Source organism: Streptomyces purpurogeneiscleroticus (assembly GCF_020024005.1).
Taxonomy (GTDB): Bacteria; Actinomycetota; Actinomycetes; order Streptomycetales; family Streptomycetaceae; genus Streptomyces; species Streptomyces purpurogeneiscleroticus.
In genome coordinates this window covers 1-11,560 of sequence record NZ_NHSG01000191.1, presented here as the reverse complement: position 1 = coordinate 11,560, position 11,560 = coordinate 1, and the positions used below count along the sequence as shown (strand labels likewise).

Annotated in this window: 9 protein-coding genes and 1 rRNA gene; 4 read left to right on the top strand and 6 right to left on the bottom strand. The window is 71.0% G+C overall.

Going from position 1 to position 11,560, the window contains the following annotated elements:
- Positions 1-225 precede the first annotated feature (225 nt).
- The 3 genes from rrf (at position 226) to CCS38_RS12285 (ending at position 2,611) form a co-directional block, all read left to right on the top strand.
- Positions 226-342 (top strand): 5S ribosomal RNA (rrf, locus tag CCS38_RS12295).
- Positions 343-521: 179 nt separating this feature from the next.
- Positions 522-1,802 carry a hypothetical protein gene (locus CCS38_RS12290; RefSeq protein ID WP_223733265.1) on the top strand — a complete coding sequence of 427 codons (1,281 nt, stop codon included), beginning with the start codon at positions 522-524 and terminating at the stop codon, positions 1,800-1,802.
- Entirely contained in the window at positions 1,784-2,611 is an 828-nt protein-coding gene (locus CCS38_RS12285; protein ID WP_223733264.1) for a tetratricopeptide repeat protein, read from the top strand. Before CCS38_RS12290 ends, CCS38_RS12285 begins: the two co-directional genes overlap by 19 nt.
- 198 nt (positions 2,612-2,809) lie before the next feature.
- Here CCS38_RS12285 and CCS38_RS12280 read toward each other — a convergent pair whose 3' ends face one another.
- The 5 genes from CCS38_RS12280 to CCS38_RS12260 all read right to left on the bottom strand — a co-directional run bounded on the left by CCS38_RS12280 (position 2,810) and on the right by CCS38_RS12260 (position 9,534).
- Complete coding sequence (locus CCS38_RS12280; RefSeq protein ID WP_223733263.1) at positions 2,810-4,630, bottom strand: IucA/IucC family protein; 1,821 nt, start codon at positions 4,628-4,630, stop codon at positions 2,810-2,812.
- On the bottom strand, positions 4,627-5,217 hold the full coding sequence (locus tag CCS38_RS12275; protein ID WP_223733262.1) for a GNAT family N-acetyltransferase: 591 nt from the start codon (positions 5,215-5,217) through the stop codon (positions 4,627-4,629). Before CCS38_RS12275 ends, CCS38_RS12280 begins: the two co-directional genes overlap by 4 nt.
- Entirely contained in the window at positions 5,214-6,536 is a 1,323-nt protein-coding gene (locus CCS38_RS12270; protein ID WP_223733261.1) for a lysine N(6)-hydroxylase/L-ornithine N(5)-oxygenase family protein, read from the bottom strand. The genes CCS38_RS12275 and CCS38_RS12270 overlap by 4 nt, the downstream gene beginning before the upstream one ends.
- A gap of 20 nt (positions 6,537-6,556) precedes the next feature.
- A complete protein-coding gene (locus tag CCS38_RS12265; protein WP_223733260.1) occupies positions 6,557-8,107 on the bottom strand; it encodes a pyridoxal phosphate-dependent decarboxylase family protein in 1,551 nt (516 codons plus the stop codon).
- A 167-nt stretch (positions 8,108-8,274) separates the two neighbouring features.
- Positions 8,275-9,534: a DUF1015 family protein gene (locus tag CCS38_RS12260; protein WP_223733259.1), complete on the bottom strand. Its 1,260-nt coding sequence runs from the start codon at positions 9,532-9,534 to the stop codon at positions 8,275-8,277.
- Between the two features lie 109 nt (positions 9,535-9,643).
- Between CCS38_RS12260 and CCS38_RS12255 the strand changes: the two genes are divergently transcribed.
- Positions 9,644-10,669: an HAD-IIA family hydrolase gene (locus tag CCS38_RS12255; protein ID WP_223733266.1), complete on the top strand. Its 1,026-nt coding sequence runs from the start codon at positions 9,644-9,646 to the stop codon at positions 10,667-10,669.
- 44 nt (positions 10,670-10,713) lie between these two features.
- Here CCS38_RS12255 and CCS38_RS12250 read toward each other — a convergent pair.
- Positions 10,714-11,560 (bottom strand): siderophore-interacting protein (locus CCS38_RS12250; RefSeq protein ID WP_223733258.1); only part of this gene is annotated, 847 nt, incomplete at its 5' end.

Sequence of the window (11,560 nt, the reverse complement as noted above, 5' to 3'; positions counted from 1 at the left end):
CTTGAGAGGGTAAGGCTCCCAGTAGACGACTGGGTTGATAGGCCAGATATGGAAGCCCGGTAACGGGTGGAGTTGACTGGTACTAATAGGCCGAGGGCTTGTCCTCAGTTGCTCGCGTCCACTGTGTGGTTCCCGGGTTGCGAACAGTCGCAGCGTCGGTTGAACCAAGTTTCACTTCATTTACTTAACTGAAGAGTGTGCTTGTTCGCTCGAACCCGATAGGGTTTCGGTGGTCATAGCGTTAGGGAAACGCCCGGTTACATTCCGAACCCGGAAGCTAAGCCTTTCCGCGCCGATGGTACTGCAGGGGGGACCCTGTGGGAGAGTAGGACGCCGCCGAACAATCTTTCAGGACCCTTGGTCCCAGCGTGCATGCTGGGACCAAGGGTCCTTTTTGTTTTTGCCGAAGCGCGCCGAACTGGTCGGTGCGTGAGAATGACCAGCAGTACCGAAGACAGGAGTCACGTCGATGTCCACCAACTCTCCCGACGACCGATCGGAGCGCCGGCCCCGCTGGCGCGATGGTGGTGACCGGCCCGACTCCCGTCGTGATGACCGGGGGCCGCGTCGCGATGACCGCGGTGGCCGTCCCGGCGGTGGTACGGGTGGCGGCTACGGCCGCCGTGACGACCGCGGGAACGACCGCGGCGGCGAGCGGGGCGGCTTCCGCCGCGATGACCGTGGTGCGGACCGCGGGGGCGACCGTGGCGGGTTCCGTCGTGACGACCGGCCGCGTGGGCCGCGTCGTGAGGACGACCGCGGTGGCGATCGCGGGGGTTTCCGTCGCGATGACCGTGGTGGCGAGCGGGGCGGCTTCCGTCGTGACGATCGCGGTGCGGACCGTGGCGGCGACCGGGGCGGCTTCCGCCGCGATGACCGGCGTGACGAGCGCGGTGGCGACCGTGGTGGGTTCCGTCGCGATGACCGCGGCGCGGACCGCCGTGACGACCGGCCGCGTGGGCCGCGTCGCGAGGACGATCGCGGTGGCGACCGCGGGGGGTTCCGCCGCGATGACCGTGGCGGGGACCGCGGCGGGTTCCGCCGTGACGACCGTGGCGGCGACCGCGGGGGCTTCCGTCGCGATGACCGTGGCGCGGACCGTGGTGGCGAGCGGGGCGGCTTCCGCCGCGACGATCGCGGTGCGGACCGCGGTGGCGAGCGTGTCGGGTTCCGTCGGGACGACCGGCGTGATGACCGGCCGCGTGGGCCGCGTCGTGAGGACGACCGTGGCGGCTTCCGTCGTGACGACCGTCGTGACGACCGCGGTGGTGAGCGTGGTGGGTTCCGTCGCGATGACCGCGGCGCGGACCGCCGCGACGACCGGCCCCGCGGGCCGCGTCGTGAGGACGACCGTGGTGGGTTCCGCCGCGATGACCGTGGCGGCGACCGCGGGGGCTTCCGCCGTGACGACCGCGGGGGCGACCGTGGTGGCTTCCGTCGGGACGACCGCCGCGATGACCGCCGCGATGACCGTGGCGGCGACCGTGGTGGCTTCCGTCGCGATGACCGCGGCGCGGACCGCGGGGGCGACCGTGGCGGCTTCCGTCGGGACGACCGCCGTGACGACCGTGGCGGCGACCGCGGCGGCTTCCGTCGGGACGACCGTGGCGGCGACCGTGGTGGCTTCCGGCGGGAGGACGACCGGGGTGGGCGTCGGCCGTACGGGCAGGGGCGCGGCCGTGATGACCGGCGCGACGATCGTCGGGATGACCGGCGGGACCGGGAGCCGATCAAGCGGCTGCCGATTCCGGACGACGTCACCGGTGACGAGATCGACAAGGACGTGCGGCAGGAGCTGCTGAGCCTGCCGAAGACGCTCGCCGAGGACGTCGCGCGCAACCTCGTGATGGTGGCGAAGCTGCTGGACGAGGACCCCGAGCGGGCGTACGAGTACTCGCGTATCGCGCTGCGGCTCGCGTCCCGCGTCGCCGCCGTCCGCGAGGCGGCCGGCTTCGCGGCGTACGGCTTCGGCAAGTACAGCGAAGCGCTGGCGGAGTTCCGGGCGTCGCGCCGGATGACGGGCAGTGCGGAGCTGTGGCCGGTGATGGCCGACTGCGAGCGCGGCATGGGCCGGCCCGAGAAGGCCCTCGCCATGGCCGGCGAGCCCGAGGTGCAGCGGCTGGACAAGGCCGGGCAGGTCGAGATGCGGCTGGTCGCGGCGGGTGCCCGGCGCGACATGGGCCAGGCGGACGCCGCCGTCGTGACCCTGCAGAGCCCCGAGCTGGCGTCCAACGCGGTGCACCCGTGGACCGCGCGGCTGCGCTACGCGTACGCCGACGCGCTGCTGGAGGTCGGCCGCGAGGACGAGGCGCGCGATTGGTTCGCCAAGGCGCTGGAGGCCGACCAGGGCGGTACGACGGACGCCTCGGACCGGCTGGCGGCGCTGGACGGCGTGGAGTTCACGGACGCGCTGGCGGAGGACGAGGTCGAGGACGAGACGGACGAGGGCGCGGATGCGGTCGCGGACGAGGCTGTCGCTGACGTCACCGCCGTGTCCGAGCCGGTCGAGGCCGCCGAGGCCGTCGAGCCTGTGCAGCCCGTGGTCGTCGACCCCGTCGTGCCCACCTTCTCCGACAAGGACGAGGACTCCGAGCCGGGCGCGGACAAGTAGGCGCAGGGCTGTGGGGGGCTGAGGCGCGGTGTGCGGCGTCCCCGCCGTGGGGGTGCCGCTGCGCCCACCCGTGCCGCCCTGCGGCACGATTGCCCGCAGCTGGGTAGTGAAGAGGGCGGGATCCCGATGGGATCCCGCCCTCTTGCGTTTCCGGCTGTCCGCCCCGGACCGTCGGGGTGGACAGCCGTTACCGCGGTGTCACGCCACCGCGGCCGTTTCCGTGGCCGTGCCCGGGGCGAAGCGGGCGATCGGGTTTTTCAGGTTGCCGATCAGCTGGAGGGCGCCGGCCGGGTCCTGGAGGTTGACCATCTCCTCGTTGTTGCGCAGCTGGAGGCGGTTCAGGCAGGAGAGCGCGAACTCCTCGGCGAACATGTCGTACTGGGCGAACTTGTCCGCGAGTTCGGGCGCGGACGCCTGGTACTCGGTGACGCATTCGGCGACCGTGCGCCAGAAGGTCTCCTCGTCCAGCAGGCCCTCGGTGACGAGGATGCCGTTGAGGAAGCGGAAGAAGCAGTCGAAGACGTCGGTGAAGATCGACAGGAGCTTCTTGTCCTCGGGGACCTCGGCGCGGATGCGCTCGACGGCCGGGGGGAGGACCGCGTCGGGGTCCATGACCGCGATCTCCTCGGCGATGTCCTTGTAGATCGCGCGCTGCACGACGCCGTTCTCGATGACGAGGATGACGTTCTCGCCGTGCGGCATGAAGACCAGGTCGTAGGCGTAGAAGCTGTGCAGGAGGGGCGTGAAGTACGCCTTCAGGTAGCGGCGGAGCCACTCCACGGCGCTCAGGCCGGACTCGCGCATCAGCGCGCCCGCGAAGGAGGCGCCGTCGCGGTCGGTGTGCAGCAGCGAGGCCATGGTGGCGAGGCGCTGGCCGGGGGCCAGGGACGGTACCGGGGACTCGCGCCAGAGCGCGGCGAGCATCTTGCGGTACGGGGAGCCCTTGGTGGTGGCGTCCTCGTACTGGCGGTGGTGGTAGCCGATGGCGGCGCGCTCGCGGATGATCGTCAGGCCGGTGCCGCGCAGGACCGGGTCGCTGTCGATGAGGCCGGCCAGCCAGTCGTTGATGGCGGGCGTGGCCTCCATGTAGGCGGCGGAGAGGCCGCGCATGAAGCCCATGTTGAGGACCGAGAGGGCCGTTTTGACGTAGTGGCGCTCGGGGTTGCTGGTGTTGAAGAAGGTCCGGATGGACTGCTGCGCGAGGTACTCGTCGTCGCCGGGGCCGAGGCAGACCAGGCGCTGCTGGGCGACCTCGGCGGCGAAGGTGACGGAGAGCTTGTTCCACCACTGCCAGGGATGGACGGGCAGGAGGAGGTAGTCGGCCAGGTCCAGGCCCTGGGCGGACATGACCGAGGCGAAGCGGTTGAGGGTCTCCTCGCCGAGCTCCACGTGCATCAGGGCCTCGTAGTCCAGGCCCGCGCCGGCGGTGAAGGTGGCGCGGTCGCGGCGGGCGGCGAGCCAGATGAGCTGGATCGGGGCCGCGGCCTCGGGGGCGTACGCGCGGTACTCGTGGATGCCGAAGCCGAGGCGGCCGTTGTTGGCCACGAAGCAGGGGTGGCCCTCGGTCATGCCGGTCTCGATGTCCTGGAAGCCGGACTTGGCGAGCTCGTCGGCCGGGACGTGGTCCTTGGTGAGCTTGTAGGCCGTGCCGGAGAGGGTGGAGCTGATCTCCTCCAGGTAGACCGGGAGGATCTCGTCGCTGAGGCCGAGGGCGTCGCGGAGTTCGATGAAGAACTCGACGGCGTCGAGGGGGAGGTCGGTGTCCTCGCGGTGGCGGGTGATCGAGTCGGGGTCGATCTGCCAGTGATCGAGGCTGAGGACCTGGGCGGCGAAACGGTACTCCACGGTGCCGTCGTCGCTGCGGACGGAGTAGCGGCCGTCCAGCATCGGGCGGGGGGTGAGGAGGCGTTCGTGGGTGAACTCGGCCAGCGCCTTGCGGATGAGGAGGCGGCCGGCCCGGTCCCAGAGTTCGGGGGTGAGGTGCGCTACGGCGTCGCTGGGGGTGGTGGCGGCGTTCATCGGGTGGTCACTCCTATCGCCGCAAGGTACTGCTCGCGGGTGCAGGTGCTGAGGTAGGCGTCTTTCTCCGGCTTGGCGATCCGCCGGACGATCTCGAAGCCGACGGCTTCGTTGAGGGCGTGGACGGCCTTGTTGTGCACATCGGGCTCGACGACGACGCGGGCGGTGGCCGGGTCCTCGAAGAGCATCGCCATGACGGTGGTGATGACGGCTCGGGTGAAGCCGTGTACGGGGGTGTCGCTGGGCGCGGTCAGGAAGTGCATGCCGACGTCGCCGGGCTGGGGGTCGTAGAGGCCGACCAGCTCGACGTGGGCCGGGTCGTACCGCTCCATGAGGAAGGCGGGGCGGCCGTTGTGCAGTCCGATGAAGGCATCGTGGTGCTCGGCGGCGGCGATGCCCATGTACTCGCGCTCCACGTCGGGGAGCGTGGCGTCCTGCATCATCCAGAAGGACGCCTTGGGGTGGGTGACCCAGCTGTGCAGCAGCCCGGTGTCCTTCAGGGGGTCGAGCGCGCGGACGGCGAACTCGCCGAGTGCGGGGTCGGTACGGCTGAAGAGAATCTCGGGTGCGCTGTTCTTGTCGCTCATCGGACGATGCCTTCCGGTGCTCCGAATTCCTGGAACGCGATGGTCTTCTCGACCGCGTAGGGCTGGCGGCCCAGCATTTCCGCGATGATGTACGCGTTGCGGTAGGGACCCATGCCCAGGTCGGGCGAGGTGATGCTGTGCGTGTGCACGCCGGCGTTCTGCAGGAAGACACCCTGGCCGCTGTGGTCGACGCTGTAGTTGCGGGCGACGTCGAAGCGGCCCTGGCCGTCCAGCCGGATGCGGTCCTTGACCGGCGCGAGGAAGTCCGGGGCGGTGTAGCGGTAGCCGGTGGCGAGGATCAGGCCCTGGGTCTCCAGGGCGAAGTCCTTCTCCTGCTCCTCGTGGCGCAGGTCCAGCGTGTAGGTGCCGGTGGCCTCGTCGTACGACGCGTCGTTCAGCGCGGTGTTGGTGAACAGCCGGGTCTGGACCGGTCCCTTGAGGTTCTTCTGGTAGAGCAGGTCGAAGATCGCGTCGATGAGTTCGCCGTCGATGCCCTTGAAGAGGCCCTTCTGCTGGGACTCCAGGCGGTAGCGGGTGGCCTCGGGGAGCGCGTGGAAGTAGTCCACGTACTCGGGGGAGGTCATCTCCAGCGTGAGCTTGGTGTACTCCAGCGGGAAGAAGCGCGGGGAGCGGGTGACCCAGTTGAGCTTGTAGCCGTGGACGTCGATCTCGGAGAGCAGGTCGTAGTAGATCTCCGCGGCGCTCTGGCCGCTGCCGACCAGGGTGATCGAGTCCTTGGCCTGGAGCGCTTCCCTGTTCGGCAGGTAGCGCGAGTTGTGGATCAGGTCGCCGCCCAGGTCCCGGCAGGAGTCGGGGAGGTAGGGCGGGGTGCCGGTGCCCAGCACGAGGCGGCGGCCGCGGTGGGTGCGCCGCTCGCCGGTGGCCAGGTCGGTGCCGTGGACGAGGTACAGCCCGGCCTGCTCGTCGTACTCGACGGAGTCGACCCGGTGGCCGAAGCGGACGCTGCTCAGTTTGGCGGCGGCCCAGCGGCAGTAGTCGTTGTACTCCTCGCGCAGCGGATAGAAGTTCTCGCGGATGTAGAAGGAGTACAGCCGGCCCGATTCCTTCAGGTAGTTCAGGAAGGAGTACTCGGAGGTGGGGTCGGCGAGGGTGACCAGGTCGGCCATGAACGGCGTCTGGAGGTGGGCGCCTTCGAGGAACATCCCGGAGTGCCACTCGAAGTCGGGCTTGGACTCCAGGAAGAGGCCGTCGAGCTCGGCGAGGGGTTCGGTCAGGCAGGCCAGACCGAGGTTGAACGGCCCGAGGCCGATGGCAATGAAGTCGTGTTCGGGCGTGGCGTGCGGGGGGTTGGTAGGCACGAGGTCTCCGGTGAAGGCGGTCAGTGAGCGCTGGTGAGTTCCGGCGTGGCCTCTGCGGCGAGGCGGGAGCCGGCGTGCTCGGCGATCAGATCGAGGACCGCGGCGATGTCGCCGAGGGTGGTCTCGGGGTTGAGCAGGGTGAACTTGAGGTAGTGCCGGCCGTCGACGACGGTGGAGGCGATGACGGCCTCACCGGAGGCGGCGAGCGCCTCGCGGGCGTAGAGGTTGACCCGGTCGACGAGCTCGGGGTCCGCGTCCCGGTCCGGTACGTAACGGAAGACCAGGGTGGAGAGGGTGGGACGGGTGACGACCTCGAAGCGGTCGTCCGTGTCCAGCAGCTTCCAGCCGTCGGCGGCGCGGTCCACGACGTCGTCGAAGAGCTCGCCGATCCGGTCGGCACCCATGATGCGGAGCGTCATCCAGAGCTTGAGTGCGTCGAAGCGGCGGGTGGTCTGAAGCGATTTGTCGACCTGGTTGGGGATGCGCTTCTTCGCCATCCGCTCCGGGTTGAGGTAGTCCGCGTGGTACGTGACGTGCCGCAGGGTGGTGCGGTTGCGGACGATGACGGCGCTGGAACTGACCGGCTGGAAGAAGGACTTGTGGTAGTCCACGGTGACCGAGTCGGCGTTCTCGATGCCGTCGAGGTGGCCGCGGCGCTTCGATACCAGCAGGCCGCAGCCGTACGCGGCGTCGACGTGCATCCAGACGCCCTCGCGGGCGCAGAGCGCGGCGATCTCGGGGAGCGGGTCGATGGAGCCGAAGTCGGTGGTGCCGGCGGTGGCGACGACGGCCATCGGTATGAGGCCCTCCTCGGCGCAGCGGGTGAGCTCCTTCTCCAGGGCGTCGGTGCGCAGCCGCTTCTCGTCGTCGACGGGGATCGCGACGACGGCCTCGGGGGTGAGGCCGAGGAGGGTGGCGGCCTTCTCGATGCTGAAGTGGCTGACCTGCGAGGTGAGGATGCGCAGGCGGGTGCGGACCTCGGTGTCGTCCAGGTGCGGATGGGCTTCCCGGGCGAGGCGGCGGGCCTCGTCGCGGGCGAGCAGCATGGCCTGGAGGTTGGACTGGGTGCCGCCGCTGGTGAAGACGCCGTCGGCGTCGTCGCCGAAGCCGATGCGGCCCGCGGTCCACTCGATGAGGCGCTGCTCGATGAGGGTGCCGCCGGCGCTCTGGTCCCAGGTGTCCAGGGAGGAGTTGACGGCGGAGAGCACGGCCTCGGCGACCACGGCGGGGATGACCACCGGGCAGTTGAGGTGGGCGAGGTAGCGCGGGTGGTGGAAGTAGACGGCGTCGCGGAGGTAGATGTCCTCCAACTCGTCCAGGGCGGCTGCCGCGTTCCCCAGCGGCGCCTCCAGGTCGATCCCGCGCACCGCGGGGGTGAGCCGGTCCGCGGTCATGCCGGTGAAGGGGCGGTCCGTCGCCGCGAGTCTGGCGGCCACCCGGTCGACTCCGTCCCGTACCGCGTCGCGGTAGTACTGGACGGTGGCGTTGTTGAGCAGGTGGTCCTTGCTGCCGGTGAAAGCGGGGGCAGGGGCCAGGGACGGGTCCTCGCCGGTCGGCGCGAGGAAAGTCATGAAGTGTCCTCCCGTGGTACGGGCATCACGGCCCGCGCGGGACGGGTGGGGAAAGCCCCCAGCCCGTCGACTTGGTGAGGTAAGCCTAACCTAACCTCGTGTCGATGTGGGCAGGGGGTGTCCAGGGAGGGACGGGGAGGATGATGCAGAGGGTGCGGAGCGGTGTCTCAGCTGTCCGTGTCGAGGGTGCGCATTACCAGTCCCGTCGCCGGCTTCGGGCCGAACGAGGTCGACTTGCGCGGCATCGTCACGCCCTGAGCGGCCAGTTGACGGACCGTCTCCTCCTCGACGGCCCGCATCAGGACCGCCGTACCACCGTGCTTCGCGGCCCACTCGAGCGCCGCGCCCGTGTCGTGGATATAGCGGATGCCGTCCGGATGGTCCGGAATCCGCCACACCTCGTCCAGCAGAACGGAGTGCAGAACGGTGGCATCCAGCCGCCGCCACGCCTCCGGCCGGTCCGTACGGATCGCCCGCTCCAGCAGCTCCGGATCGGGACTGTCCAGCAGCCGGAAGGAGTCCGGGCCCGAGGCGAGCAGGAAGGCGCTGCCCTGCGCCGACTCCAGCGCCTCCAGCGCCGCGGACAGCGGCCCGGGCACCTCGCGCACGCGGAAGGTGCCGTCCAGCTCCGCCAGCGCCCGCTCCAGCGGCAGATGCGGCAGCACACGGTGAATGGCCCGCACCCGCAAGGGGTATCGGGCGGTGTCGACCAGCAGCACCAGGCCGCGCGACCAGGGCGAGCCGGTCCCGGCCCCCTGCTCCTCGGCGAGCCGCTGGTACGTCGCCCAGCGGTGATGCCCGTCCGCGATCAGCGCCTGCCGGGCCGAGAGATCCGCGTCCACCGCCGCCAGTTCGGCCGGGTCGGTCACCGCCCACAGCCGGTGCGCGAAGCCGTCCTCGGTCGTGGTGGCCAGCAGCGGCGGCAGCTGCGTGGTGCGTTCGATCACCGCGGTGGCGCCGCTCGCCGTCCCTTCGCCCCGGTACGACAGCAAAAGCGGCTCGAAGTTTGCGGCCGCGGTACGCATCAGCGCGGCCCGGTCCTCGACCACCTCGGCGATCACGTCCTCGTGCGGCAGCACCGGCCCGTCCAGCCCCAGCGCCCCGATGATGCCGCGCTGCAGCACATCGCCCCTGCGCTGCTCGTACACGTACAGCGCGGGCTGCGGATCGGGTGTCAGGACGCCCTCGGCGCGCCAGCGGGCGAGCGTGTCGGCGGCCTTGCGGTGCCGGGTCGCCGGGTCCGCGGCGTGCGGCAGGATCAGCCGGACGATGTTGTAAGGATCGGCGGTCTCCAGGTGCCGGACGCCGTCCGGCCGGACCACCACGTCGTACGGGGGCGAGGTGACCGCGGTGAGACTGCTCACCCGGTGGGGCGCATAGCGCAGTCCGCGAAAGGTGTCCAGGCGCAGGCCGTCGGTGCTGGTCATTGGCAAATGCTATGCCGGTCCGGGCGGTGAGGGATGATCGGGGGAGAAACACAATGCGGCGGGAAATGGCCGTTTGTGTGAGGTATGGATGGTTAAGGAGCTGGACGGCATGGACGAGCGGGTGCGGACGCGGCCGGAGGGCAGCGCCCGGACGCTGAGCGAGGCGTACGACACGGCGCTGCTGGACCTGGACGGCGTGGTGTACGCGGGCGGGTCCGCCGTCCCGCACGCGGTGGAGTCGCTGACCGCCGCGCGCGACGGCGGGATGCACCTGGCGTACGTCACGAACAACGCCGCGCGCACCCCGGACGCCGTGGCCGCGCAGCTGTCCGGGTACGGCCTGCCGACCGAAGCGAGCGACGTCGTCACCTCCGCGCAGGCGGTCGCCCGGCTGATCGCCGGTCAGGTGCCCGAGGGCGCGAGGGTGCTGGCGATCGGCGGTGAGGGCCTGAAGGTCGCGCTGCGCGAGCGGGGCCTGGTGCCGGTGGACTCGGCCGAGGACGACCCCGCCGCCGTGGTGCAGGGCTACGACCCCAAGCAGAACTGGGAGCAGCTGGCCGAGGCGGCCTACGCGGTCGGCCGCGGCGTGCCGTGGTTCGCCGCCAACACCGATCTGACGATCCCGAAGGAGCGCGGCATCGCCCCGGGCAACGGCGCGCTGGTAGAGGTCGTACGGATCGCCACCGGCGGCACGCCGCAGGTCGCGGGCAAGCCGCAGCCGCCGATGCACCGCGAGACCGTGCTGCGCACGGGGGCGCAGCGGCCGCTGGTGGTCGGCGACCGGCTGGACACCGACATCGAGGGCGCGTTCAACGGCGGCGTGGACTCGCTGCTGGTGCTCACCGGCGTGACCACGGCGGCCGAGCTGCTGGCCGCGCCGCCGCAGCACCGCCCCACGTACGTGGACGCCGACCTGCGCGGCATCCTCGGGCCGCAGCCGGCGGTGACGGACGCCGACGGCGGCTTCGGGTGCGGCGGTTGGGTCGCCTCGGTGGCCGAGGATGTACTCGTACTCGATGGCGAGGGCTCCCCTCTGGACGGGCTGCGGGCACTGTGCGCGGCGGCCTGGACGGCTGCCGGGGACGGCCGGTGCACGGCCGGGGCGGAGAAGGCGCTGGCCCGCCTCGGGCTGTAAGCACGGGGAAGGGGCCCGTCCGCCGGACGGGCCCCTTCGTCTGCTCACTTCTCCGCGGCCGCCGTCAGCTCGGCCAGCAGCTGTTCCTCGCTCGCGCCGCGCCGCCAGTAACCGGTGAATTTCACGGCCCTGCGGTCGAAGCCGCGCTCCTTGACCAGGTGCCGGCGGAGCGCCTTGACGGTGCCGGACTCGCCCGCGATCCAGGCGTACGGCGTGCCTTCGGGCAGTTCAGCGGCGCCCACCGAGGCGAGTACGCGGTCCGTACGGTCGGCGTCCGACTCCTCGCGCACCAGCCAGGTGATGTCGGCGTCGGCGAAGGTGGGGAGCTCCTGACGGTCCGCCGCGTGGCCCACCTCGACCCACACCTTGGCCTTGGTGCCCGGCGTCAGCCAGGCCAGGATGTTCGCGATGGCCGGCAGGGCCGTCTCGTCGCCGCTGAGCAGGATCCAGTCGGTGCCCTGCGGCGGGCGGAAGTCCACACCGCCGTTGTCCTCGACCACCGGGCCCAGGATGCTGATCCGGTCGCCGGGCACGGCGTTCGCCGCCCACCGGCCGGCCGGCCCCGAGGTCCCCTCCTCCGCGCCGTGCAGCGCGAAGTCCACGTCCAGTTCCGGCGCCGGGACCTGGCGCTGCGCGCGGACCGTGTACGTCCGCATGATGCTGCGCTCGGCCGGGTCCTGCACCCGCCAGGCCGCGTACCAGCCGTCGCCCTGGTCGTCGAAGACCGGAACGCTCTGGTGCTCCCGCGGGAAGAAGAGTTTCACCCGCTGGTCGCGGCCGCCGGACAGCAGCTCCGGCAGGCGCGCGCCGCCGAAGGTGATCCGGACCATCGAGGGGCCGAGCCGGCGGGTGCGCACGACGTACAGGTCGAAGAAGCGGAACGGGGCGGTG